We start from the raw sequence: 25,790 nt of genomic DNA on the forward strand, positions 1-25,790 counted from the left end.
AAAAGCCCTTTTTTCTTATTTAAATGCTTTTTCTAAATCAATAGGCATAGCTTGATAACCAGTACTTGCTCCGCTAAAGCGAATTTGTACTGAAGGTTCTTTAGCTCCCCATTTAAATTCATCTATTTCAGGTTTTGGCTCACCTACAGCAGCACCCTTACTTAAGTCAAATGACATTCCAGCAGTAGCACTATAAACCATGATGGAATTTTTATCTTTATGGTATTCTGCTAAAGAAGTGACAGGTGAAAACCATTCATTGCCTCTTTGCTTTCCATACTCCCAAATTTGTTCTACGGTTTTATTTTTTTGATCTATTTTATACACAACTGCTCTTGAGTATTTCATTGAAGCAAAAGCAGGTTGCTCTATACCTCTTGCATCGCCATTATCAAAAGCTGTGATATAAATATATCTTTTGTCAGATTTTTCATCTATTCTAAAAGCAGTATGCTGTGTCCATGTAAAATCAAAACCACCTTCTTCGTTTTCATATCCTGGACATTTGCTATACTCATCTTCACAAACTATCTTTTTGCCATTTTTATCAACAGGTTGCAAAAGTGTTTTTTTATATTTTTCTCCCCATCCTTTGTGTGCTCCTAATATCCATTTTACTTTTTTATCGCGTCCTATTTTTATAATAGCACTTTGATGACGACTTGAAATAATAATACTATCATCACTTGGATCATAATCTACGCTATTTACATGAGCCCAGTTACGCCCTACTCCAGTACCTGCTATATCACCAAAAGAATCACTTGCATCCATTTTAGCTAAATCCTCATCACTTAAAGTAACCCCTGCTTTACTCGCATCAATATTTAAACAAACCGCACCTTGATCTAATGCTTTGATTACATTTGCTCTATATGGATCTAAAATTTCAAACAATCTCCACTCATCTACTACATTACCATTTTTATCAACTTCTACTATCACATCGCGCACTGAACGCACATTTTTACCATCAGGACGCTTAACATTGGCAGAAGCCACCCTTAAAAGATAATTTCCATTTTGCATATTGTCCATAGAATGAGAAAAATCTATATAAGAAGAAGGTAAAAGACGATTAAAAATTTCTCTACCCATTAAATCATATTTAACATATCTTTGTCCAAAACCCCAAGTTAAAGCTCCATCAGTATTTTGCCTAAATCCCATCATAATACCACGATTGTAAATATTATTCCAATCCATCAATTTATCATTGTCAAAATACCAACGAATTTCACCTTTTGTATCAATGATAAATGCATTTGAATTCTCATCCCATTCCATTGCACCACCTGCTGGGTTATTCCAAACAGATTGAGAGCCTTTTCCACTTTGTTTCCCTGGAGCATTATTAATCAAATACAACCTATCTTCAAAACCTTTATCTACTTTAATCACTTCTACTTTTTCAAAAGGCACACCTCTTTGCATAATACTTCCACTTGGCTCTATATTTACTCCACCAGTTGCTATTTTATATACCTCATCTACTACTTTTTCACTCTTTCCAAAAGCAGTTTTGGTGTAACTTACTTTTACCGTATTAAAATATGATGGATAAAGTCCAAAAATAGGAATTCCTCCATAAGTTTTAATTTTACTAAGGCTAACCTTATAAGATATAGTTTGCCCATTTGGTTTTGGAACTATAGTTACGCTTACATCACTTAGTTTGTATCCACCATCCATAATTACAGCACTAAGCGGAGATAAACCATAAGGATTCATCTTTACTGCGCCAATTTTGCCTTGAATTTCCCAATCAATTTTAGCACCACTAGGTCCACCCATAGCCAAAGAAACACTAGGCACTACCATAACAACACTGCTAGCAAGCAAAATACTACTTACAATTTTACTAATCTTCATTTTTTCTCCTTTTTTATATTATTAAGCTATTTGCACACTTGGCTCACCTAAAATTTTTAGCAAAACTACTAATATTAAAACAATCAAAGCATAAAATTTAGCCTTAGAATGTGAAAATGTATAAGAAACAAACATGCTTCCTAAAATCACCAAACAAACAACAAAAGCCAACAAACAACAAATCGCCATATTCATAAATTCCATACTAGGAATCAAATACCAACCATTACTATACAACCCATCTTCAAAATTTGGAGGATTTCCAACAAAAAATTTCTGAAAAGCATTTAAACTACCATAAACATCTTCAGGCACTATAGGTGTATCCATACCACACTCACCTGTTGGTAAAAACCATCCTGGTGCCCATTCATGCAATGGTAAATTAAAAGGATATATAGGAATTTCTCTACATCCATCAACACCAGCAAAAGGATTTTCTGAATGCACTACCTCATGGATATGATTAAGAGTAACACAATACTCTATACCAAGCCATATACCCCAAAATACAAAAGTATAAGCAAAAATTTTTAGATAATCATTTTTAGGATCTATCAAAGCTAATATACCACCAAAAGCCATAGTTAACATAGCAAATCTTATATAAACACACTGCTCACAAGGCTCCATATAAAGGTATTCTTGAAACAAAAAGTGTGCTATAAAAGTTAAGCCTACCATAGCTATAACCATTATTAACCAAGGCATTCTAGTGTTTTGCCAAGCACTAACTCTACTAACAGGACAAGAACTCATAAAATACCTCAAATCACATCTTGCTTAATTCTTCTGTTATTTCCATCAAAGCTTGTGGAGATGTGATAGCTTGTGGTATGATTTGGTATTTACCATTTACTACAAATGCAGGCGTACCATAGTTTTTAGAGATATCATTAGCATATTCATAAGATTTTAAAATTTCACTAGCTTCAGGAGTTTTTAAAAAGTTATCTAAATCTTCTTTGCTTGCTGAAATTGCTTTTAATCCTACTTCATAAAACGCTTCAGGATTGGCTCCATTTCCCCATCTTTGTTTTTTCTTAAAATAAGCATTAAAATATGCTTCAGAAGCTTTATGAGTTAAACTATTTTTATCGCTTTGACTTACTTTATTTTGCTCATCTTTAAAAGCAGCAAAAGCAAAAATTTCATTAGCTTGCTTACCATAATCACCCATAGAGCTAACAGGATAAAATTTATAAGTTAATTGTGGTAATTTTTCTTTGACTTTTGACATGGTATTAAACTTATGATGATCATAACAATGTGTGCAACGATAAGAAAATACTTCTATTAAAGAATTTTGAGCATTTGGGATAGGTGTTTTTAAAACCACATACTCTTTACCCTCACTAAGTGCATTTGCACTCACACCAAGAACAAAAGCAGCTACCGCCATTGCTTTTGACAAATTATTTAAGTTAAATTTCATTTTATTTCTCCTATTTGTATTTTATATATAATAAATATTTGCAATTTATTATAAACATGCTAAAGTTATATTAATATAACTTAAATATTAATTAAACAATAAGAAAAAATTTCAAAATGAAAATATAATTATTAAAAAAATAAAAAATAATAATACTTTATCACAAAAATTACAAAAAGCAATGCTTAAAAAAGCATTACTTGGTAGAAAGTTCTTTAACTATACGGATTAGTTCTTCTAAAGAAGTGATATACTCAGGATTGATTTGATATTTGCCATTTACTACAAAAGCAGGCGTGCCATAATTTCTTGAAATTTCATTAGCTACATCATAAGCAACTAAAAGCTCTTTGGCTTCTTTAGTTTGTAAAAATTTTTGCAATTCTTCTTTACTAGCACCAATAGCATTTAAACCTATTTTATAAAATAAATCAAGATTATTTAAATTTAATTTTTTTTCAAAATGACTTACAAAATACACATCAGCAAGCTTATAAGTAAGACTTTTTTCACTAGTAACATCTAAACCTAAAACTTTTTCTTTAAAAGAAGCTAAAGCAAACATCTCATTTAAAGCACCACCATACTCGAGCATAGAACTTACCGAGAAAAGATCATATTTTAAATTTGGTAAAGCTTGTTTAACTTTTGCTAGAGTGTGAAATTGATGATGATTATAGCAATGAATACAACGATAAGAAAATACCTCTATTAGAGAATTTTGTGCATTTGGGATAGGTGTTTTTAAAGTAATATACTCTTTACCCTCACTAAGTGCATTTGCACTCACACTAAAAACAAAAGCCATAATAGCTAGCAATTTAAACATTTTTTGCAAAACTTGCATGATTTTCCTTTTTTTGATGATATAAAATACAATTTTAACATAAGATATAAAATCAAGAATGTTTTATGCTTTTCTTATGACATTTTAAGTAGAATTTCAACAAATTTATCAATAAAAAAGTTGATTGCAAGCGATATTTTCCAATCAATATATAATAAAATAAAAGGTCTAAAATGCAAATACGAATTTATTATGAAGATACCGATGCAGGTGGAGTGGTATACCATAGCAACTACTTAAAATTTTGCGAAAGAGCAAGAAGTGAGATATTTTTTCAAAAAAATGCAAAAATTTTTGATAAAAATACAGGACATTTCCTACTTACTAAAGCAAATTGTAACTTTTTAAAACCCGCTAAACTTGGAGATCTTATAGAAGTAAAAACATTTATCACAAAGCTTAAAAAAGCCTCAGTTTGTATAAAACAAGAGATTTATAAAGAAAATACCAAGCTTTTTGAAGCTGAATTTACCCTAGCTTTTTTAAAAAATGAAAAAGTAGCCCCTATAGATGAGACTATAACTAAGGTTTTTACTGATCTTGCAAAGGAGTAAAACCTAAGCCTTGCGAGCGAATGATTTTAACCTTATAGTCAAATTGATTATCATTTAAACCCTCATCAAAAATTCTTTGAGAATCTTTATCTAAAAACTGCGTATAAAAATAATCAAGGCCCACGCTAGTTGCATAAGCTATCCAGTTGTAATTAATATTTTGCGAAAAAAGCTCATTAAGATAGCTTAGAGTTTGATCCTCATTAGAAATGGAATTTGCTAGCAAAAGTTTTTTTCTATCATTAATTTGCGTTAAACTTAGCAAGATAGGATTATAATTAATCTGAGTTGATAATAATACAAAAGGCTCTATATCATAAGTTCTTATTTGTGAGCTTATGAGTGCTGTTTTAATCAAAGAAGTATTTAAAATAATACTAGAATCTTGAAAACTTCTATTTTGATTTAAAATGCTTCTAAAATCAAATTTAGAACTATTAATAGTATAAATTTTCTCACTACCATTCCCTGCGTTTAAAACGTTTTCATCTAAGCGATTTGCCAAAGGTGTTCCATCTGAAAAAATAATATTTTTACCATTGGAGTATTCCAAAAGTTTTTGGATTTGTTTTTGATAGTCTATACTTCCAAAATACACATTTTCATTTTGCGTATCAAAATTTCTTTTATGTGCAGTAGGAATAAAAACTTTTACATTAGAATCAAGGCTTTCTTTTAATAAATTTTTCACACCTTTATCTGTAAAACCTGCGATAATATAATTAAATTTCTCATCTTGAGCTTGTTTAAAAGCTTTAGTTATCTTGCTCTCATCTTCTGTACCTATTAAAAACACCTTTACTTTTATTTGCGCTCTTTGTCTTAATAAATACGCTATGCTTGAATTTATAACAGTATTAGAATAACTTTTAATCGTTTGCTCAGGTATAATAATAGCTAGTTTTATGCTAGCATTTTTTTGAATTCTTTTTTCAAAATCTATAATAGAATTTAAAAGTTTGGTATAGATATTGACTAAAAGCTCATTTGCATTATCATTATTAAATCTTGATAAAAAATTAAAATAAAGTCCTGTTTCCAACAAAGTAAATAAACAATCATTATCACAATTTTGAAATTCTAAATTAGGATAAAAAGACTCACTAGGTTCTATGGGCGATGGTTTTTGCTCTTTCGCAAAGACATTTAAAGTTAAAACAAAACTCATCATCAAACAAACTAAACTTTTTCTCATAAATAACCTTTTATTTTTTTAATATCTTCTATAAATTCAGCATAAAAGCTAGGATTTTTACTCAAAAAATTCAAATCATAACTTGGCAAAAGTAAGGCATTATTATAATACATACATTGTCCTTTATATTTTTGAAAATTCTCAAAACCCAAACTTGCAAAAGCTTCTTGGCCAAGACATAAAATAATCTTTGCTTTTATAAAATCAAGCTCGTTATAAAAATACGGCAAGCATAATTTTAATGCTTGATCGTCTATTTTAAAATTACTAAAACATTTAAACATATAAGAAAAATATATCTCATCATCTTTTAAATTTAAAAGCTCCTTGCATAATTTCAAAAGTTCTTGTTTATTTTTAGAAGCAAAAAACTTTCCACTTTCATTCTCTTCCTTGTCAATAAAGGCCTGATAAATCAAAATTTTAGCATTTTTGGCTTCTTTTTCCATTAAACTATGCTTTCTTAGTCTAGAAAAATGACAAAGATTGCAGGTTTTTACCCTTTCGTTTAATTCTTTAAAACTTAAATTAAAATGCTTAATTTGTTTTTGCTCGTTAAAATATTCATAACCAAAAGCTTTTAAATAATACAAATTACGCTTATTCATTACATCAATGCTTCTAAATTTTCACCCTCTAAACGATAAGTTCTCCACTCATTCATATGCTTTGCATTTAATTTAGTATAAAACTCAATCCCTAAATCATTATCGTTCAAACATACCCATTCTAATCTTTTAAGATTTTTTTCTTTACAAATTTGTGCTAAATATTTAAAAACAGCTTTTGCATAGCCTTTTTTTCTATATTTTGCTTGTATATAAATATCTTCTAGATATAACCCACCTAAACCCCAAAAAGACGAAAAAGTAAAATAATACATTGCATAACCTATGATTTTACCATCAACTTTTAAACTTAAAGCCTTAGCATATTTATTTTCAAAAAAAGATTCTTCAAGTTCTTTAGTTGTGCATTTTACATCTTCAAGCATATTTTCATGGATAGCAAGCTCTTTAATTAATTCTAAAATTTTTTCTAAATCTTCTTTTTTACTCTCACAAATTTCAAAACTCATGATTTTTCCTTAAAATACATAAAAATAAAACAAAAATTTAGCAAAAACTTTTAAAACAACTCTTAATTAAAAGCAGATTTAAGTAAGATTTTGATAAAATACACGCTTATTATTTTGTTTTTTATTTTAAGTTAAGGAAAGAATATGAAAAGAACATATCAACCACACAAAACTCCTAAAAAAAGAACTCATGGCTTCCGCGTGCGTATGAAAAGCAAAAATGGTCGTAAGGTAATCAATGCTAGACGCGCTAAAGGTAGAAAAAGATTAGCGGTATAAAAGATTTTCTAAGTATTAACGACTTAGGAGAGTTTGCAACAATTTATAAAGAAGGTAAAAAGTGGCACTGTGAAGGTGTAATCATCTTTTATACTTTAAGTAAAGAAAAAAAATTTGCTGTTGTTGCTAGTAAAAAAGTTGGAAAAGCTGTCGTTAGAAATAGAGCCAAAAGGCTCTTAAGATCAGCTTTTTTTCAGGTTAAAAATCAAGTCGAAAACGGGAAATACATACTTGTAGCTAAGACAAGTATTACTGAAATTCCTTTTTTAAAATTAGAAAAAAACTTGAAATGGGGTTTGAAAAAAATAGGATGTATAAAATAGCTTGTTTAAAACTTATTAGATTTTACCAGCTCTTTATCAGCCCTTTTAAGCCACAATGCTGCAGGTATTATCCAAGTTGTTCTGAATATGCCTTATGGCAATTTAAAAAAAATAATATTTTTAAAGCATTTGGTGCAGTTTTTTTAAGAATTTTAAAATGCAATCCGTTTTTTAAAGGTGGTATTGATTATCCTAAAATACGCAAGAATACTCTAAACTCAGGTGTATGTTTTAAACCTAGTTTTAATGCTTTAAAACAACTCAATTATTTTTATATCCCTTGCAATGATAATCAATTTTTTTTAATTAAGATTATATTTCCAAAGGACAATCCGTGTCAGAAAATTTATCCCAGCAAAAACGCATATTAATTGCCGTTGTATTATCATTTTTATTTTTTGTAGTTTATGATTATTTTTTTATTCCAAAAGCACCACAAAATGAGCAAAATATCACTCATATAGAACAAAACAATTCAGCTCCACAAACTACAACCGCAAATACAAATACACAAGCTCCAAAGACAGAACTTAGTGTTAATCAAAAAGAAGAAATAGCAGTTGTTAAAAGTGAGCATTTTGAAGCACATATTGACTCTTTAGGTAGAATAGCTAAATTTTATCTAAGCGATGAAAAATATAAAGATGAAAATGGTAAAAGCATTAATCTAGTAGATACTTCTTTATCACCTTTGCCACTAGAAATAAGATTTAGTGATACAAAGATAAATCAAGAGGCATTCAATACAGTATATACAGCTAGTCAAAAAACTATCAATGTAAATGATGAAAATACAACATTAATTCTTACTCAAAATTTAAATGATCTAATAATAACTAAAAAAATCACTTTTCACAAATATGGAAATTATGATTTAGAAGTAAATCTAAGCAAAGATACAGCTTATTTTATCACTCCAGGTTATCGTCCAAATATAGCAGTTGATAGTTATACAGTACATGGGGTTTTAATCTTAGATAAAGATGATAAAATAACAATGTTAGAAGATGGTGATGTAGAAAATGATGAAAGTTTTTCTAATGTAACCCTTATGGCAGCTTCAGATCGCTATTATAGTGCTTTCTTTTATAATTTCGAAAAACCTTTAAATGCAGTAGTTACTAAAGATAATCACGAAAATTCTATCGTTTTTGCAAGTGCAACTAACAATTTTAAAGCAACCGGATATATAGGTTCAAAAGAGCATGAAATTTTAAGAAGCATTCATGCAGATTTAGATGATGTGGTAGAATATGGTTGGTTTACTTTTATAGCTAAACCTATGTTTGAATTTTTAAATTTCTTACATGGTTATTTGGGTAATTGGGGTTGGGCTATCGTAGTGATGACTTTAATTGTGCGTATTATTCTTTTCCCACTTACTTACAAATCAATGATTTCTATGAATAAACTCAAAGATTTAGCACCAAAAATGAAAGAAATTAGAGAACGTTACAAAGGTAATCCACAAAAAATGAATTTACATATGATGGAACTTTATAAAAAACATGGTGCAAACCCAATGAGCGGATGTTTACCTATACTCATTCAAATTCCAATTTTCTTTGCAATTTATAGAGTTTTACTAAATGCCATAGAACTTAAAGCTGCACCTTGGGCTTTTTGGATTACAGATTTATCTGTGATGGATCCATGGTTTATTTTACCTATATTTATGGGTCTAACTATGTTTATCCAGCAACTTATTACACCAATGGCTATACAAGATCCTATGCAAGAAAAGATTATGAAATTCTTACCATTAATTTTCACTTTCTTTTTCTTAACATTCCCAGCAGGTTTAACTTTGTATTGGTGTGTAAATAATATATGCTCACTTATCCAACAAGTAATTGTTAATAAGCTTTTCAAAAACCATAAAAAAGAGGAAATAGCTAAACATGAACATAGAAGCTAAAGACTTACAAACTGCACTCATAGAAGCCTCAAAACAACTTGAGTGCTCTGTGATTGACTTAGAATATGAAGTTATTCAACATGCTAAAGCAGGATTTTTTGGCCTTTTTAAAAAAAATGCGATAATCTGTATTAAAGGACATAAAAAAACTCAAAAAGTCCATAATGAAAAACCTAAAAAAAATCAAAATGAGAAATTTAACAAATATTCTCAAAAAAATTTTGAAAAAAATGAATATAAAAAAGAATATAAAGAAAATTTTCAAAAACCAATTGAAAATATTGCTCAACCTAAAGAACATTACAAAGTAAAAAATGATGCTATTTTTGATTCTTTTCATAAGGAGTCTTCAGAAGAAAAAAACATTGTTTCTTATATTAATGAGATAAAAATTTCACTAGAAAATTTACTAGCAACTTTTGATTTTGACATTAAAGTTGTGCAAGTTAGCGTTTGGGATGAAACCTGTGTTTTAATTAAACTTGATGGAGAAGATGCAGCCTTGCTTATAGGCAAAGAAGCTCACAGATATAAAGCTTTTTCATATTTACTTTATAATTGGCTTAATGCTAAATATAAAATTCAACCAAGACTAGAAATAGCACAATTTTTGGAAAACCAAACCCAAGCTATTGATAGTTATTTAAAAATTCTCATAGAAAAAGTAGAGAACACTGGAAGAGTTCAAACAAAACCACTAGATGGAATTTGGCTAAAACTTGCTTTAGAAAAATTAAGAGAACGCTTTCCTGATAAGTATGTAGCTATCAAACAAAATGACGATCAAAGATATATCGTTGTGAATGATTTTTTGAAGAAAAATGAATGAATGACACGATAGCTGCTATTGCTACAGCTCACGGAGTGGGCTCTATAAGCATCATTAGAGTAAGTGGAAAAAAAGCTTTAGAACTTGCATTAAAAATTACCCACAAAAAAGAACTCACACCACGCTATGCGCACTTATGCAAACTTTATAAAAACAATAGTGACTTTTTAGACGAGGCCTTAGTAATTTATTTTAAAGCACCCTACTCTTTTACAGGAGAAGATATTGTGGAATTTCAACTTCATGGCGGTTTTTCTTTGAGTGAAATTTTACTCGATGAGCTTGTTTTAGCAGGCGCGCGCCTTGCTAATCCTGGAGAATTTAGCAAAAGAGCTTGCTTAAATGGCAAAATGGATCTTTTAAAAGCTTTAAGCATACAAGATGCTATCATGTCAAAATCAACAAGTGCTGCAAATATCATAGCAAAAAATATTAAAGGTGATTTAAGTAAATTTTTAAACACCATTCGAATAGACCTTGTTCAAACTCTTGCTTTTGTAGAAACTAGCATTGACTATGCAGATGATGATTTACCACAAGATCTACTTGATCAAATCATTACTATGTGTGAAAGAAATTCAAAACTTTTAAGCGATATAGTAGATATTTCCTTAAGTAAAAAAGGTCTTATAGATGGCTTTAAAGTTGCTATTATCGGCAAGCCAAATGCCGGAAAAAGCTCATTGTTAAATTCGCTTTTAGCATTTGATAGAGCCATTGTTTCTGATATTGCAGGCACCACAAGAGATCGTATCGAGGAAAGTTTAAAAATAGGCTCACATTTAATTAAAATCATCGACACAGCAGGTATAAGAAATGCAGATGATGAGATAGAAAAAATCGGAGTCAACTTAAGTTATGAAAGCATTAAAGAAGCAGATATCATTATAGCTGTTTTTGACGGATCTAAAGAATTTGAAGAAGAAGATGAGCATATTTTACAAGCTTTAAAAGATTGTGATAAAAAAATCATTTATGTTTTAAATAAAAGCGATTTAGCTACCAAATTTAAACATGAAATTAGCACTTCTTGTATACGCATTTGCGCCCAAGAAAACACCCAAGCCATTAAGGAAAGTTTAAATGAATACTTAAATACTTTAGATGGCGATGGAATGCTAATTAGCAATACTTTAATACTCAATGCTTGTAAAAATGCTAGTGAAGCTATTTTGCGTGCAAGAGATTTATTAAAGGAAAGTTCTTTAGAACTTTTTGCTTTTGAATTAAATTTAGCCATAGGAGAAATAGCTCAATTTACCAAAAATTTTGAAAGAGATGAAATTTTAGATGCAATGTTTAGTAATTTTTGTTTAGGAAAATAAAAAGGAGATAATTATGGATAAAGAAGTTATAAAACAACACAAAATTAGCGATGAGGAATATCAAGAAATTTTAAATATACTAGGTAGAGAACCTAATTTATTAGAACTTGGAGTGATTTCTGCAATGTGGAGTGAACATTGCTCATATAAATCAAGTAAAAAATACCTTAATGGCTTTCCAACTAAAGCTCCTTGGGTAATCCAAGGTCCTGGTGAAAATGCTGGAGTAATAGATATAGGCAAAGGAATGGCTGCTGTATTTAAAGTAGAAAGTCATAATCACCCAAGTTTTATAGAGCCATTTGCAGGTGCAGCTACTGGTGTGGGTGGAATTTTACGCGATGTTTTTACCATGGGTGCTAGAGTTGTTGCAGGTATGAATTCTTTAAAATTTGGTAATATCCATGATGAAAAAATAGGTAAACATCAAAAATATTTAGTTAAGGGTGTAGTAAGTGGAATTTCACACTATGGTAATTGTATGGGTGTTCCTACTATAGGTGGAGAATGTGCTTTTGATGAGTGCTTTAATGGAAATATCTTAGTTAATGCTTTTGCACTTGGAACTTGCAAAATCGAAGATATTTTTTATGCAAAGGCTGAAGGTATAGGAAATCCTGTAATTTATGTAGGCTCAAAAACTGGTCGTGATGGACTTGGTGGAGCTGTAATGGCAAGCGATAGTTTTAATGAATCTAGCAAAAGCTTAAGACCAACTGTTCAAATTGGTGATCCATTTGCTGAAAAATTATTAATGGAAGCTTGTTTGGAACTTTTCAAAACTGATTATATAGTTGGAATTCAAGATATGGGTGCAGCAGGACTTACTTCAAGCTCTTTTGAAATGGCAGGACGCAGTGGTAGCGGGATGAAACTTTACCTTGATAAAACTCCTATGAGAGAAGAAGGTATGGCTCCTTATGAGTTAATGCTAAGTGAATCTCAAGAAAGAATGCTAATTTGTGCTAAAAAAGGCTATGAAGAAAAAGTTATTGAGATTTTTAATAAGTGGGGGCTTGATGCAGCCATTATAGGCGAAGTTACAGATACTGGCAAAATGGAATTATTTTGGCATGATGAATTAGTTGGTCTAATCCCTATTGAACCACTAAGCGAAAAAGCACCTATACTTGATAGACCTGTGGCTAAGCCAAAATACTTAGATGAAATAAAAAACTATCAATTTAAACTTAGCATTCCCACTCAAGAAGCCTTTGAAAAACTTCTTGCAAATGAAAATATCAGCAATAAAGCTTATATTTATGAGCAGTTTGACTCAAGCGTACAAACTAACACCTTAAAAAGCGATGGGGCTTTAGGAGCAAATAGTATTAGAATTAAAGAAAATAATTGCTTACTTTCTATGGCCATTGAGTGCAACTCAAGATTAAACTATGTAAATCCAAAAATCGGTGCAGCAGCAGCCGTTGCAAGCGCAGGAAGAAAAATAGCATGCTCGGGAGCTAGACCTTTGGCAATTAGTGATTGTTTAAACTATGGCAACCCACAAAACCCTGAAGTAATGTGGCAATTTGCTCAAGGCTGCGAAGGTATTAAACTAGCTTGTAAAGAACTCAATACCCCTGTGGTAAGCGGAAATGTTTCTTTATATAATGAAACCGATGGAGTAAGTATTTTTCCAAGTCCAACCATAGCTTGCGTTGGTATTCACGAAAAAGCAGAAAATGTTTTAAAATCATACTTTAGTAAAGAAACGCAAGCTATTTATTTAATAGGAGAAAGTAAAGGTAGTTTTGGTGGATCTTTGATTGCTAAAGTACTAGATCAAAAAGTCGCAGGAGAGCTTGAAGATATAGATTTTAAAGCAGAATTAAAACTATGGGATTTCTTACTAAAAGCAAACGAAGCAAAGTTACTTGATTGTGCTAATAGCATAGGCATAGGTGGTCTTGCTATGACTTTAGCCAAAATGAGCGTAAAGGCGAATTTAGGTGTAAATGTAAAAACAAATTTTGAAAACAGAAGTTTTATTTTTGAAGAAAGTCCAACTAGAGTTGTAATTGGTGTTAAAAATGAAGAAAATTTTATTGAATTTGCAAACAAAATGAAAATTAATTTTGCAAAACTTGGAATTTTAAATGAAAAAGATTTCGTTTTAGATGATATTAAGATATCTTTAGTAAAACTACAAAAAATTTATTTTGATAAATTTAAAGAATATTTAGGATAGAAATGCTTTTTGTTTTATTGGTATTAGCAATTCTTGCATTTTATTGGTATTACAAAACTTGGGGTAAAGATGATCTTTTAGGCTCTTTCAAAAAAGGAGCTAAAAGCTTCTCCCAAGGTTTTAAACAAGGCTATCATGAAGAAAGGATTGATGGCTTTAAAAGGAGATTAAACTATTATGTTATAGCGCTTTTAGCAAAAATAGCAAAAAGTGATGGTAGAGTTAGCGAGAACGAAGCAAATATGATCTCACAAATTCTTGATTATAATGCTAAAGATAAAAAAGAGAGAGATTTTTTAAAACAATGTTTTAATGAACATAAAAACACTTTAAATGATACTTTTGATATAGCCAAAGAGTTTATCAAAGAAGTGCCTTTACCACAACAAGAAAGAATTAATATTTTAAATGTCTTAGTAGCAATGGCTTTGATTGATGGAGAACTTAACAATACCAAAAAAGATGTCTTAAGAGCTATCATTAGAGCTTTTGAGCTTGATGTAAATATACTTGAAAAACTTTTAAACTCTATGCAAACACAAAATACAGGTATGAATTTACAAAAGGCTTGTGAAATTTTAGGCTTAAATGAAAATGCAAACTTGCAAGAGCTTAAAAAACGCTATAGAGAACTTGCCAAAAAATACCACCCTGATATTTTAAACGCAAACAATAGCGATGAAGAAAAAATCAAAGAAGGTGTTAAAAAATTTCAAGAAATTAATGAATCATATGAATTTTTAAAACAATATATAGAAAGGAAAAATTAATGAAAGCACTAATTAGTGTGAGCGATAAAGAAGGTGTTGTAGAATTTGCTAGCGAACTTACTAAATTAGGTTATGAACTTTTATCCACCGGAGGTACTTATAAGCTTTTAAAAGAAAATAATTTACAAGTACAAGAAGTTAGTGAATTTACTCAAAGCCCTGAAATGTTTGAAGGGCGTGTTAAAACATTGCACCCAAAAATTCATGGTGGAATTTTATACAAAAGAGAAAATGAAGATCATCAAAAACAAGCCAAAGATTACAACATCGAAAGTATAGACTTGCTTTGTGTGAATTTATATCCTTTCAAAAAAACTACAATTTTAACCCAAGATTTTGATGAGATTGTAGAAAATATCGACATTGGTGGTCCTGCTATGATACGCAGTGGTGCAAAAAACTTTAAAAATGTCATTGTCGTTTGTGATATTTTAGACTATGATAAAATCATACAAGCTTTAAAAGATAATACCTTAGATCTTGATTTTAGAAGAGCATTGATGATCAAAGCTTATGAGCATACAGCAAATTATGATGCTTACATAGCAAATTATATGAATGAGCGTTTTAATGGTGGCTTTGGTGCAAGTAAATTTATCGTAGGTCAAAAAGTATTTGACACAAGATATGGAGAAAACCCTCATCAAAAAGGTGCTTTATATGAATTTGATGACTTTTTCACACACAATTTTACAACCTTAAAAGGTGAAGCAAGTTTTAATAATCTAACCGATATTAATGCGGCTTTAAATTTAGCAAGTGCTTTTGATAAAGCTCCAGCAGTAGCCATAGTCAAACATGCAAATGCTTGCGGATTTGCCATAAAAGAAAACTTACTCCAAAGCTATATCCATGCTCTTAAATGCGATACCTTGAGTGCTTATGGAGGAGTTGTTGCTATCAATGGAACCTTAGATAAAGAATTAGCGCAAAAAATCAATGAAATTTATATAGAAGTAATCATTGCAGCAAATGTAGACGATGATGCTTTGGAAGTTTTTAAAGATAAAAAGCGTATTAAAATCTTTACACAAAAAGCGCCATTTTTAACTAGAGCTTATGATAAATATGATTTTAAACACATAGATGGTGGTTTTGTATATCAAGATAGTGATGAAGTTAAAGAAAATGAATTAAAAAATGCGATTTTAAAAAGCGAAAGAAAAGCTAATGAACAAGAATTAAAAGATCTTGACATAGCTATGAAAATTGCTGCATTTACTAAATCAAACAATGTAGTTTATGTAAAAAATGGAGCTATGGTAGCCATTGGCATGGGTATGACAAGTCGTATTGATGCAGCTAAAGCAGCTATTAATAAAGCCAAGGAAATGGGGCTTGATCTAAATGGTTGTGTTTTAGCAAGCGAAGCTTTCTTTCCATTTAGAGATAGTATAGATGAGGCTAGCAAAATAGGAGTAAAAGCCATCATTGAGCCAGGTGGAAGCATAAGAGATGAGGATATTATTCAAGCTGCTAATGAGTATGGTATCGCATTATACTTTAGCGGCATAAGACACTTTTTACACTAATAAAAGGAGTTTTAAATGTTTAAAAGCATAGGTGCAAAAATATCTTTAGCAATGATTTCTACATTGCTAATTAGTTTTATTATCATGCAGATTATCTTACAAAAAGATTCTCAACAAACTACAGATAGAATCAGCCGTGCACATTTAGATACTTTAAGCACTTCTGTTTTTCAAACATTAAGAATGGCAATGAATTTGGGCGATCCTGCTATTATAGAGCAAGCTATAAAAGATGCTGGTGAAATAGAAGGTATAAAAGATATTAAAATTTATCCTTCAAAAAGCACAATTGAGCTCTTTGAAATACAACATTTTACAAAAAGTGATGAGAGTATTATCAACGAGCAATTTAACAAGCCAGAAATTAAAGCCGTTGAAATCAATAACGATCAAGGACATTATCTAAGACTTATACGCCCACTTATCGCCAATAAAGGTTGTCTTGCTTGTCATGCTAATGCTAAAGAAGGCGATGTTTTGGGTGTTATGGATATGTATAATGATTTAAAACATGTAGATGATGATTTGGCAAGTTCAGCTAGAACTTATATTATAATCTTTAGCGTTGCTTTACTTTTTACCGTTTTTGCCGTACTTTATATCTTGAAAATAGTTGTAGGTAATCCTGTTTTAGATCTTTTAAAACATGCTAAAGAACTAGCTAGCGGCGATGGAGATTTACGCGCAAGAATTAATATAAAAAGCACCGATGAAATAGGTAAAGCTTGCACCTACATCAACCAATTTATTGAAAAAATTCAAAATGCAGTAGTTTCTACTAATAAAAACTCTCAAATGGTAGATAAACAATCTAAACTTTTAAATGCTAATGCACTTGATCTAGCAAATAGAACTAAAGAAGGTCATACAAAAACTGATGAATCTTATCATTTAAGTGAGCAAATTCATACAGAATTACAAGATCTTGCTGAACTTTCAAATAACGCAAATAAAGCCAATACAAAATCTTTTGAAGTTTTAAACACCATGCTTGACTCATTAAATCAAGTAGTAGATAAGGTAAAAGTTGTAGCTGAAAATGAAGATATATTATCTCAAAAAGTAGAAGTTATGGAAAAACAAGCAGAAGAGATTAAAAAAGCTTCTGACATGATGGGAGAAATTGCTGATAAAACCAATCTATTATCTTTAAATGCAGGTATTGAAGCTGCGCGTGCTGGAGAATTTGGTCGTGGCTTTTCAGTTATTGCTGAAGATGTAAGAAATCTTGCTCAAAATTCAGAAGAATTTTTAAAAAATATTGCCATCGTAACCAAACAATTAGTAGATAGTATCAATGAAGTTTCTAAAGAGTTAAAACACAATGCTAACGAAATTAACTCTTTAAATCAAGATGCAAAAGAACTTGTAGAAGGAACCAATGAAGTAAAAGTTTGCAATGAAAATGCAAGAGATTTAGCAAATGCTTGCATGCAAAAAATTTCAAGTACACAAGAAACTTTACAATCTTTGCTTGATAAAATGCAAGAAACGGTAAAATTAAGTGATAAAAATGAAGAAATTTCAAAAATTTTATTAGATGTTGCTCATGAGTTAAATATAGTTTGTCAAAATTTAGAGGATGAATTAAAACATTTTCATGTATAAATCAAAGGAGTATAAAAATGAAAAAAATAATCACATTAAGTATAGCGAGCTTAGCTATTTTTAGTGGGTGTTCTGTGGCAAATTTAAGTGTTGATGATTTACAAAATAAAGAATTTACTATAAGTTCTTATGAAGCTAATGGAAAAAACCATGAACTTCCTCAAAATACTAAAGCGAGCATTAGTTTTGATAATAAAGATAAAAGAGTTTTTGGTGTATCAGGATGTAATAGATTTTTTGGAAACTATAAAGATCAAGGAAGTAGTATCAAAATAGAAGATAATCTTGCTTCGACAAAAATGCTTTGCGATCAAGAATCTATGAAATTTGAAAACGACTTCTTAAGATATTTTAATGGAGAATTTCAAATTATTAGTGATGATGATGGAATTATTTTAGAAAATAAGAAAATGAAAATTTATTTAAAATAAGCCTCTAGGCTTATTTTAAATGCTCTAATATATTCTCACAAACCATTCTAGGTTCTTTTGCCTTATAAATAGGTCTTCCAACCACGATAAAATCTGACAGATTATCCTTAGCACACTGTATATCAGCTACTCTTTTTTGATCATCTAAATTTTCTTTAAAAGGACGAATTCCAGGAGTTAGTGTAATAAAATTTGTATTTGTATTTTCTTTAATCAATAAGCTCTCATATACCGAACAAACCATACCATCAAGACCGCTTTCATAGCTAATTTTAGAAAATTCCTTAACAGCTTGTTTGATATCTTGTTTGTATATACTAAAAAATTCTTGCTCATCAAAACTAGTTAAAGCAGATACAGCAAGCACCAAAGGTCTTTTGCTTAAAGCACTTAAACGCTCCATAATCATACACATGGCACTTTTACCTGCACTTGCGTGGATATTAAACATATCCACATCAAGTTTAGCAAGCTCTTCGCAAGCATCTGCCATGGTATTTGGTATATCATAAAGCTTTAAATCTAAAAAGATTTTAAAATCATCCACTTTTTTAATCGCCTCTAAAAGCTTTGCTCCATCTCTTAAATATGATCTAAGCCCTATTTTAACCCAAAGATCTAAACCTTTTAATTCTTTAGCCAAACTAATACACTCATCATAACTTGACACATCAAAAGCCACACAAAGTTTCATTGCTTTTCCTTGTTAATTTTATCCAACACCCCGTTGATAAATTTAGGAGCATTATCTCCTGCCATTTCTTTTGCAAGCTCTATAGCCTCGTTAATGATAATCGCTTTTTGTGTAGAAGTAAATAAAATCTCATAAGCACCTAAACGCAAAATGGCCTTTTCTATACTAGCTACTCCATCTAATTTGTGCTCTTTTAAACACTCATTGATTTTCTCATCAAGCAAAGTAAGTTGCTCATTGATACCATCATATAAATCTAGAGTGAATTTTCTTTGGTCATTGCGAATTTTTTTCTCATCTAAAAATTCATTAATAAAATCTTTATTTTCTTGATTTAGCTGTGCTGCATAAAGCAAAGAAACAATACTTTGTCTTACTTGGTGTCTAGTAGCCATTTTAAGCCTTAATTTTTTGGATTAAATTAAGCATTTCAACTACAGTAAGCATAGCTTCAAAGCCCTTATTACCTGCTTTACTACCTGCTCTTTCTATGGCTTGCTCTAAGGTATCAGTTGTTAAAACTCCAAAACTCACAGGCACATTAGCTCCAAGCCCTACACTTGCTACACCTTTGGTAGTTTCAGCTGCTACATAATCAAAATGTGGTGTACTTCCACGAATTACTGCTCCAACACAACAAATTCCATCAAATTTTTTACTCTCACAAGCTTGTTTTAATGCAAAAGGAATTTCAAAAGCACCTGGCACTAAGATAAGACTTAAGTTTTCTTCCTTGCCCCCATGTCTTAAAAAAGCATCTTTAGCACCTTCAACTAAACGATCTGTGATGATATGATTAAATCTTGCATTGATAATCGCAATTTTCTCATCACCTTTTAAACTTAAATTTCCCTCTATTATCTTCATAATTTTCCTTTTTTAAATGATTTCTTGAATTTTTAAAAGCGTATTTACGCAGTTTTTAAGTCTTGAAAGATCAAGCATATTTGGTCCATCGCATAAAGCTTTGCAAGGATCAATGTGCGTTTCAAAGAAAAATCCATCTACGCCTACACTAGCAGCAGCTCTTGCTAATGGCTCTACAAATTCACTTTTACCTCCACTACTTCCACCATTTGCTCCTGGCATTTGCACACTATGAGTAGCATCAAAAATAACTGGAGCATATTTTCTCATGATAACCAAACTTCTCATATCTACAACCAAATTTCCATAGCCAAAACTCGAACCTCTCTCAGCTACAAAAACTCCATTTTCTTTGGCTATTTCAAAACCTTCTTCATTAGTGCCTCTAGTTTGTAAAATTTTAGCTACGCTGTATTTAATATCTTCAGGATTTAAAAATTGCCCTTTTTTTACATTTACCTTGGCTTTTGTTTTAGCAGCAGCTACTAATAAATCAGTTTGCCTGCATAAAAAGGCTGGAATTTGTAAAACATCTACAACCTCAGCCGCAACACTTGCTTGAGAACTCTCATGAATATCAGTAAGAATTTGCATGCCAAATTTGTCTTTAACTTTTTGCAAAATTTCCAAGCCTTTTTCAATGCCTGGTCCTCTAAAACTATTAATACTAGTTCTATTTGCTTTATCAAAACTTGATTTAAAATAAAAATCAATTCTATCATCTTTTAAAAAGCATTCAAGCTCTTGTGCAACTTTAAAAACAAGTTCTTCATTTTCTATTACACAAGGACCTGCTATTAGTATCATTTTTTTCATTATTTTTCCTTATTTTTTATTATTTTACTTTATTTTTTTCATTTTCTTCAAGCGGAAAAACGCAATTTAAAATAATAGCCGTAATCCCACCTGCTGCAATCCCTGAAGAAAATAAAGTTTTAAACCACATTGGCATAAATTCTAAAATATCAGGATTATTAGAAACTCCAAGTCCTATACCCAAACTCATAGCTATGATGATAATAGAACGACGATTTAGATTTTCCTTAGAAATAATCCTAACTCCCGTTGCAGCTATAGTACCAAACATTACTAAAGTTGCTCCTCCTAAAATAGGTTCTGGAATTTGCAAAGTAATATCAGCCACAATAGGAAACAAACCCAAAATCATCAACATAAAAGCTACAATAAATCCAACATATCGACTTGCAACACCTGTTAAAGCTATAACGCCATTATTTTGCCCAAAACATGAATTTGGAAAAGTATTAAAAAAGGCTGAAACAAAGGAATTAAAACCATTAGCCAAAACCCCGCCTTTTAATCTTTTTGCATAAAGTTCGCCTTTAACTGGCTGATTTGAAACTTCACTAGTAGCACTAATATCGCCGATAGTTTCTAAAGAAGTTACCATAAAAACTAAAATCAAAGGTAAAATAAGATTATAATCAATACTCAAACCATAATGTAAAGGATCGGGTAAAAACACTAAAGGTAAATTTTCATTAAAATTAAAACTAAAATTTTCAAAAGTCATAGCTACTAAAAGCCCTATTATCATAGCTATAAATAAAGAAGAAATTCTTATATAGGCATTATTAAAACGATTTAAAACAATAATACTTAAAATCACAACTCCGGCTAATAATAAATTTTGCAAAGAACCAAATTCACCACTTACCTTAGCCGCAAATCCACCTCCTGTACTCACAAGGCCAACATTAATCAAACTAAGACCTATAATCATCACAACTATACCTGAAACCAAAGGTGAAATCACTCTTCTAATAAAAGGTAAAATTTGTGAAATAATCATTTCAGTAGTAGAACAAAGCATTAAAGTGCCAAAAATGGCTCCAAGCATTGCTTCTTGCGATAAACCATTATTTTTTAAAACAAGCCCACCTAAAATAATAGGTGCAACAAAGTTAAAACTAGTCCCCTGAATAGATAAAAGTCCACTCCCTATAGGACCCCAAGTTTTAATCTGCAAAAGCGAAGCAACACCTGAAGCAAAAAGCGACATACAAATAATTCTAGCCGTATTAGTATCATCTATCCCAAGACCTTTGCAAATTAACAAAGCAGGTGTAATCACAGCAACAAACATAGCCATTAAATGCACTAATGCAGCAAAAAATGCCTTAGCAAAAGGTGGTCTATCTTCTAAATCATAAATTAAATCTGTTTTATTTTCCATTTTTCTTTCCTTTTGTTTGCTTACTAACCAAAATAATTCCTCCTAAAATAATGCTAAAAATTCCTATAAAAACCATTAAGCTAGGAAATTCATCTCCTAATAATATGCCCAAAAATAAAGTAAAAACTACATCTATATAGCTAACTCCTGCGACAACTCCTGCCTTTTTTGCTACTCCATAAGCTTTAGTAACATGAATTTGATACATTGCTCCAAAAATTCCCATCAAAACAATAAAAATCCAAGCTTTAAGACTAGGCATAACAAAAGGAGCAATTAAAAAATCAAGCTCTTTTATTTCATAAAAAGAACCTACAATCATAGACATTAAAGGCATCAAAGTACCAATTAAAACAAAAGATAAAGCTATAAATGGCGCTGGGTATGATTTTCTAAGCTCTCTTACGCTAGTTAGCGCCAAGGCTGCACAAAAACCGCTTAAAATTCCTAAAATACTATTTTTGAAATCAAAACCTGAATGCGTAGTGCTATCTGCAAAAGGCTGACAGATTAATAATACTCCTATAAAAGCAATCAAAATCCCAAAACAAGCTTTTAATCCCAAACTTTCTTTAAAAAACAAAAAAGCAATCAAAGCTATAAAAATAGGCGCTGTTTTTTGAAAAGCAAAAGCTCCACCTAATGAAATATTAGAAACATTATAAAAGAAAAGATATAAAGCGATCGTTCCTATAATACCTCTAAAAATAAGCAGTCCAAGATGTCCGCCACTTTTATGAAAATTTAATTTTGAAAGCGCATAAAGCATAAAAGCTGTGCCTATAATATTTCTAAAAAACATAATTTCAATCGATGATAATTCTTCACTAAGAATTTTTGCACAAGCACCTACAAATGCAAATTCTATAGAAGCAATAATCATAAAATATATACCTAAATTCTTTTTAACTATTCTTAACATATAAATTCCATATAAAATTCCTGTTATTTTAGTCTTTTTTGCTTAATTTTAAGGCAATTTTTATATAATCACAAATAAAAATTTAAAAAATGAGTATTAATGCAAAGTATTATTTTAATAGGAAAACCAAATGTTGGCAAATCAAGTCTTTTTAATAGACTTGCAAGAAAGCGCATTGCAATAACTAGTGACATAAGTGGAACTACAAGAGATACTAATAAAATAGAAGTAGAAATTGATGGCAAAAAAGCTTTGTTGATAGATAGCGGCGGGCTTGATGAGAGTAATGAGCTTTTTAAAAATGTCAAAGCAAATTCGCTTAAAGCTGCTAAAAATAGTGATATTATCTTTTATATGGTGGATGGAAAATTTTTACCTGATGATGAAGATAAAGCTTTTTTTTATGAAATGAAAGAACTCAACAAACCCATAGCTTTAGTAATCAATAAAGTCGATAACAAAAAAGACGAGGAAAGATCTTGGGAATTTTCTAATTTTGGAGTAAAAGAAGTTTTTAATATCTCTGTAACACATAATATAGGCATTGATGAGCTTTGTATGTGGGCTAGTAAGTTTTTAGATGAAAGTTATTTAAATACAGATGAAGAAGACTTTGAAAGTTATTTAGAAAATTTTGATGAAAATAGCGGAGATTTTAAGCTAAAAACTATTAATGAAAAACATATTAAAGTAGGAATTATCGGCAGGGTTAATGTAGGAAAATCAAGTCTTTTAAATGCTTTAGTAAAAGAAGAACGTAGCGTGGTAAGCGATATAGCAGGCACTACAATTGATCCTGTTAATGAAAGCATTATGCATAAAGATAAAATCATCGAATTTGTAGATACTGCGGGTATTAGAAAACGCGGGAAAATACAGGGCTTAGAGCGTTATGCACTTAATAGAACTGAATATGCCCTAGCCAATGCTCAAATTGCACTTTTAGTACTTGACGCAGCTGAAGGTTTTAACGAACTTGATGAGCGTATTGCAGGACTTGCTGCTAAACATTGTTTAGGTGTGATTCTTGTACTTAATAAATGGGATAAAAGCGAGCTTGATTTTGATAAAACTTTAAAAGAATTAAAACTAGATCGTTTTAAATTCCTAGCTTATGCACCCGTTGTAAGCGTATCAGCTTTAAGTGGAAAAAGAATACATGTGCTTTTGGATAAAATTTTAGAAGTTTTTGCAAATTTCACCCAAAAAATTCCAACAGCAAAATTAAATGCTTTGGTAGAAGAAGCCACAAGAGCCCACCCGCTACCACATGATTATGGTAAATTAGTGAAAATTTATTATGCGGTTCAATACGACTTAGCACCTCCAAAAATAGCTCTAATTATGAATAGACCAAAAGCTTTACATTTTAGTTATAAACGATATTTACAAAATCAAATTAGAAAACAATTTAACTTTGAAGGTGTACCTTTAATTTTAGCTTCAAGAAAAAAAGGTAGCAAAGATGAGCAAGAAAACTAACCTCCTTTTTGTAGGATTTATGGGCTGTGGTAAAACAACTATAGCAAGGGTTTATGCAAAAAAATATGATAAATTCTTTTTAGATACAGATGTTTTAATCAAAGAAAAATTTAATCTTGAAATTAGTGAATTTTTTAAAACATATGGAGAAAAAAAATTTCGCAAAGAAGAAAAAAAACTTGTTTCGTTTTTAACTTATGTGCAAAATTGTTCTATTGCAAGCGGTGGTGGCTTCATAGAACAAAAAAAAATAAAAAATATTGGTACTATCGTTTACTTAAAAGCAAGTTTTGATTATCTCTTGCAAAGACTAAATAAAGAAGAATTGGCCACAAGACCCTTATTTTCAAACACAAACAATGCTAAAATACTATTTGATCAAAGAATTAAAAAATATGAAAAAAAAGCAAATATCATTATAAACATTGAAAACAAAAATATCCAAGAAATAATTAAAGAAATCAAAAAAGAGGTAAAATGAGAATTATTACAGGATTACAGCCAAGTGGGGATTTACATATAGGAAATTATTTTGGCTCTATAAAACAAATGTTAAATATGCAAGAAGAAAATCAAATGTATATGTTTATAGCAAACTATCATGCTATGACTTCAAATTTTAATGGAGAAAAACTTAAACAAAATTCACTCAAAGCTGCGGCAGCTTTTTTAAGTTTAGGAATTGATCCACAAAAAAGCGTATTTTGGTTACAAAGTGATGTAAAAGAAGTGATGGAGCTTTATTGGATTCTTTCTCAATTTACCCCAATGGGACTTTTAGAAAGAGCACATAGCTATAAAGATAAAATTGCCAAAGGTTTAAATGCCAACCATGGGCTTTTTTCTTACCCTGTTTTAATGGCTGCAGATATTTTACTTTTTAATGCTCAAGTAGTTCCTGTAGGTAAAGATCAAATTCAACATGTTGAAATAGCAAGAGATATAGCTTTAAAAGTAAATAATGAATGGGGTGAAATTTTTACCCTACCTCAAGCTAAAGTTAATGATGAAGTTGCAGTAGTACCTGGTACTGATGGAGCTAAAATGAGCAAGTCTTATCAAAACACAATCGATATTTTCAATACACCAAAAGCTATTAAAAAACAAATTTCTTCTATTGTTACAGATAGTACAGCTTTAGAAGATCCAAAAGATTGGCAAAATTGTAATGTATTTAAAATCGCAAAATTGTTTTTAGACAAAACAAAACAAGAAACTTTAAAAAGCCGTTATGAAAAAGGTGGTGAAGGCTATGGGCATTTTAAAATGTATTTAAATGAAATCATTAGTGAGTATTTTGCCTCGGCTAAGGAAGAATATGAAAAATTACTAGCTAATCCTTCTAAAATCGATGAGATTTTAGAATTTGGAGCAAGCAAAGCAAAAAAACAAGCCCGAGAAACAATGGAAAAAATTTATGCTAAAATAGGACTATAAAAGG

At 30.4% G+C, this 25,790-nt stretch carries 28 protein-coding genes; 15 read left to right on the forward strand and 13 right to left on the reverse strand.

The features are described from left to right. Positions 1-15: 15 nt before the first annotated feature. From L8X28_RS04360 to L8X28_RS04375, 4 genes are all read right to left on the reverse strand, one after another. Positions 16-1,872, reverse strand: a complete 1,857-nt coding sequence (locus L8X28_RS04360) for an aryl-sulfate sulfotransferase (protein ID WP_263665634.1) — start codon at positions 1,870-1,872, stop codon at positions 16-18. A 21-nt stretch (positions 1,873-1,893) separates the two neighbouring features. Continuing rightward, complete coding sequence (dsbI, locus tag L8X28_RS04365) at positions 1,894-2,631, reverse strand: protein-disulfide oxidoreductase DsbI (protein WP_263665635.1); 738 nt, start codon at positions 2,629-2,631, stop codon at positions 1,894-1,896. A gap of 13 nt (positions 2,632-2,644) precedes the next feature. Continuing rightward, on the reverse strand, positions 2,645-3,307 hold the full coding sequence (locus L8X28_RS04370) for a thiol:disulfide interchange protein DsbA/DsbL (RefSeq protein ID WP_263665636.1): 663 nt from the start codon (positions 3,305-3,307) through the stop codon (positions 2,645-2,647). A gap of 196 nt (positions 3,308-3,503) precedes the next feature. Further along, positions 3,504-4,154: a thiol:disulfide interchange protein DsbA/DsbL gene (locus L8X28_RS04375; RefSeq protein ID WP_263665637.1), complete on the reverse strand. Its 651-nt coding sequence runs from the start codon at positions 4,152-4,154 to the stop codon at positions 3,504-3,506. A 173-nt stretch (positions 4,155-4,327) separates the two neighbouring features. Between L8X28_RS04375 and L8X28_RS04380 the strand changes: the two genes are divergently transcribed. Further along, entirely contained in the window at positions 4,328-4,708 is a 381-nt protein-coding gene (locus tag L8X28_RS04380) for a YbgC/FadM family acyl-CoA thioesterase (protein WP_087699453.1), read from the forward strand. On the opposite strand, the gene L8X28_RS04385 is transcribed toward L8X28_RS04380, so the two are convergent. From L8X28_RS04385 to L8X28_RS04395, 3 genes are read right to left on the reverse strand one after another with little or no spacing between them, the layout of a single operon-like run. Continuing rightward, entirely contained in the window at positions 4,686-5,903 is a 1,218-nt protein-coding gene (locus L8X28_RS04385) for a hypothetical protein (protein ID WP_263665638.1), read from the reverse strand. The two genes, L8X28_RS04380 and L8X28_RS04385, sit on opposite strands and share 23 nt — an antisense overlap. Beyond that, positions 5,900-6,511 carry a uracil-DNA glycosylase family protein gene (locus L8X28_RS04390; RefSeq protein WP_263665639.1) on the reverse strand — a complete coding sequence of 204 codons (612 nt, stop codon included), beginning with the start codon at positions 6,509-6,511 and terminating at the stop codon, positions 5,900-5,902. Before L8X28_RS04390 ends, L8X28_RS04385 begins: the two co-directional genes overlap by 4 nt. Then, positions 6,511-6,984 (reverse strand): GNAT family N-acetyltransferase, encoded by a 474-nt coding sequence (locus L8X28_RS04395; RefSeq protein ID WP_263665660.1) that lies wholly within the window; start codon positions 6,982-6,984, stop codon positions 6,511-6,513. Before L8X28_RS04395 ends, L8X28_RS04390 begins: the two co-directional genes overlap by 1 nt. A gap of 141 nt (positions 6,985-7,125) precedes the next feature. On the opposite strand from L8X28_RS04395, the gene rpmH reads away from it, so the two are divergent. The 11 genes from rpmH to L8X28_RS04450 are packed head-to-tail and all read left to right on the forward strand — an operon-like array spanning position 7,126 to position 18,187. Further along, positions 7,126-7,260, forward strand: coding sequence for a 50S ribosomal protein L34 (rpmH, locus tag L8X28_RS04400; RefSeq protein ID WP_012661270.1), 135 nt, complete (start codon positions 7,126-7,128; stop codon positions 7,258-7,260). Beyond that, positions 7,257-7,583 carry a ribonuclease P protein component gene (gene rnpA / locus L8X28_RS04405; protein ID WP_082018444.1) on the forward strand — a complete coding sequence of 109 codons (327 nt, stop codon included), beginning with the start codon at positions 7,257-7,259 and terminating at the stop codon, positions 7,581-7,583. Before rpmH ends, rnpA begins: the two co-directional genes overlap by 4 nt. After that, on the forward strand, positions 7,571-7,954 hold the full coding sequence (yidD, locus tag L8X28_RS04410) for a membrane protein insertion efficiency factor YidD (RefSeq protein ID WP_039664776.1): 384 nt from the start codon (positions 7,571-7,573) through the stop codon (positions 7,952-7,954). The genes rnpA and yidD overlap by 13 nt, the downstream gene beginning before the upstream one ends. After that, entirely contained in the window at positions 7,918-9,501 is a 1,584-nt protein-coding gene (gene yidC / locus L8X28_RS04415) for a membrane protein insertase YidC (RefSeq protein ID WP_263665640.1), read from the forward strand. Before yidD ends, yidC begins: the two co-directional genes overlap by 37 nt. After that, positions 9,485-10,330: a Jag N-terminal domain-containing protein gene (locus tag L8X28_RS04420; protein ID WP_263665641.1), complete on the forward strand. Its 846-nt coding sequence runs from the start codon at positions 9,485-9,487 to the stop codon at positions 10,328-10,330. The genes yidC and L8X28_RS04420 overlap by 17 nt, the downstream gene beginning before the upstream one ends. After that, positions 10,327-11,655, forward strand: coding sequence for a tRNA uridine-5-carboxymethylaminomethyl(34) synthesis GTPase MnmE (gene mnmE, locus L8X28_RS04425; RefSeq protein WP_263665642.1), 1,329 nt, complete (start codon positions 10,327-10,329; stop codon positions 11,653-11,655). Before L8X28_RS04420 ends, mnmE begins: the two co-directional genes overlap by 4 nt. A gap of 13 nt (positions 11,656-11,668) precedes the next feature. Then, positions 11,669-13,846: a phosphoribosylformylglycinamidine synthase subunit PurL gene (gene purL, locus L8X28_RS04430; protein ID WP_263665643.1), complete on the forward strand. Its 2,178-nt coding sequence runs from the start codon at positions 11,669-11,671 to the stop codon at positions 13,844-13,846. Positions 13,847-13,848: 2 nt separating this feature from the next. Continuing rightward, positions 13,849-14,616, forward strand: a complete 768-nt coding sequence (locus tag L8X28_RS04435; RefSeq protein WP_133319317.1) for a DnaJ domain-containing protein — start codon at positions 13,849-13,851, stop codon at positions 14,614-14,616. After that, a complete protein-coding gene (gene purH / locus L8X28_RS04440; protein WP_263665644.1) occupies positions 14,616-16,148 on the forward strand; it encodes a bifunctional phosphoribosylaminoimidazolecarboxamide formyltransferase/IMP cyclohydrolase in 1,533 nt (510 codons plus the stop codon). Before L8X28_RS04435 ends, purH begins: the two co-directional genes overlap by 1 nt. A 15-nt stretch (positions 16,149-16,163) precedes the next feature. Beyond that, on the forward strand, positions 16,164-17,756 hold the full coding sequence (locus tag L8X28_RS04445; RefSeq protein WP_263665645.1) for a methyl-accepting chemotaxis protein: 1,593 nt from the start codon (positions 16,164-16,166) through the stop codon (positions 17,754-17,756). Positions 17,757-17,773: 17 nt separating this feature from the next. After that, the gene (locus tag L8X28_RS04450) at positions 17,774-18,187 is read left to right on the forward strand and encodes an META domain-containing protein (protein ID WP_133319320.1); all 414 of its coding nucleotides are present in this window, start codon (positions 17,774-17,776) and stop codon (positions 18,185-18,187) included. A gap of 10 nt (positions 18,188-18,197) precedes the next feature. Here the strand turns inward: L8X28_RS04450 and pyrF are convergent, their stop codons facing one another. The 6 genes from pyrF to L8X28_RS04480 are packed head-to-tail and all read right to left on the reverse strand — an operon-like array spanning position 18,198 to position 22,867. Then, on the reverse strand, positions 18,198-18,881 hold the full coding sequence (gene pyrF, locus L8X28_RS04455) for an orotidine-5'-phosphate decarboxylase (RefSeq protein WP_263665646.1): 684 nt from the start codon (positions 18,879-18,881) through the stop codon (positions 18,198-18,200). Further along, on the reverse strand, positions 18,878-19,276 hold the full coding sequence (gene nusB / locus L8X28_RS04460; RefSeq protein WP_220566732.1) for a transcription antitermination factor NusB: 399 nt from the start codon (positions 19,274-19,276) through the stop codon (positions 18,878-18,880). Before nusB ends, pyrF begins: the two co-directional genes overlap by 4 nt. 1 nt (position 19,277) lies before the next feature. Then, positions 19,278-19,748 carry a 6,7-dimethyl-8-ribityllumazine synthase gene (gene ribE / locus L8X28_RS04465; protein ID WP_263665647.1) on the reverse strand — a complete coding sequence of 157 codons (471 nt, stop codon included), beginning with the start codon at positions 19,746-19,748 and terminating at the stop codon, positions 19,278-19,280. Positions 19,749-19,760: 12 nt separating this feature from the next. After that, on the reverse strand, positions 19,761-20,564 hold the full coding sequence (gene kdsA / locus L8X28_RS04470) for a 3-deoxy-8-phosphooctulonate synthase (protein ID WP_220566730.1): 804 nt from the start codon (positions 20,562-20,564) through the stop codon (positions 19,761-19,763). A gap of 19 nt (positions 20,565-20,583) precedes the next feature. Next, entirely contained in the window at positions 20,584-21,945 is a 1,362-nt protein-coding gene (locus tag L8X28_RS04475; protein WP_263665648.1) for a uracil-xanthine permease family protein, read from the reverse strand. Beyond that, positions 21,935-22,867: a DMT family transporter gene (locus L8X28_RS04480; RefSeq protein ID WP_263665649.1), complete on the reverse strand. Its 933-nt coding sequence runs from the start codon at positions 22,865-22,867 to the stop codon at positions 21,935-21,937. Before L8X28_RS04480 ends, L8X28_RS04475 begins: the two co-directional genes overlap by 11 nt. Before the next feature lie 99 nt (positions 22,868-22,966). On the opposite strand from L8X28_RS04480, the gene der reads away from it, so the two are divergent. Genes der through trpS form a run of 3 tightly spaced genes read left to right on the forward strand, consistent with a single transcriptional unit; the run spans position 22,967 to position 25,786 of the window. After that, positions 22,967-24,349: a ribosome biogenesis GTPase Der gene (gene der, locus L8X28_RS04485; protein WP_263665650.1), complete on the forward strand. Its 1,383-nt coding sequence runs from the start codon at positions 22,967-22,969 to the stop codon at positions 24,347-24,349. Next, positions 24,333-24,830: a shikimate kinase gene (locus L8X28_RS04490; RefSeq protein ID WP_263664758.1), complete on the forward strand. Its 498-nt coding sequence runs from the start codon at positions 24,333-24,335 to the stop codon at positions 24,828-24,830. Before der ends, L8X28_RS04490 begins: the two co-directional genes overlap by 17 nt. Continuing rightward, complete coding sequence (gene trpS, locus L8X28_RS04495) at positions 24,827-25,786, forward strand: tryptophan--tRNA ligase (protein WP_263664759.1); 960 nt, start codon at positions 24,827-24,829, stop codon at positions 25,784-25,786. Before L8X28_RS04490 ends, trpS begins: the two co-directional genes overlap by 4 nt. Positions 25,787-25,790 lie beyond the last annotated feature (4 nt).

This window comes from Campylobacter sp. CNRCH_2016_0050h, assembly GCF_025772605.1.
GTDB classification, from domain to species: Bacteria; Campylobacterota; Campylobacteria; order Campylobacterales; family Campylobacteraceae; genus Campylobacter_D; species Campylobacter_D lari_D.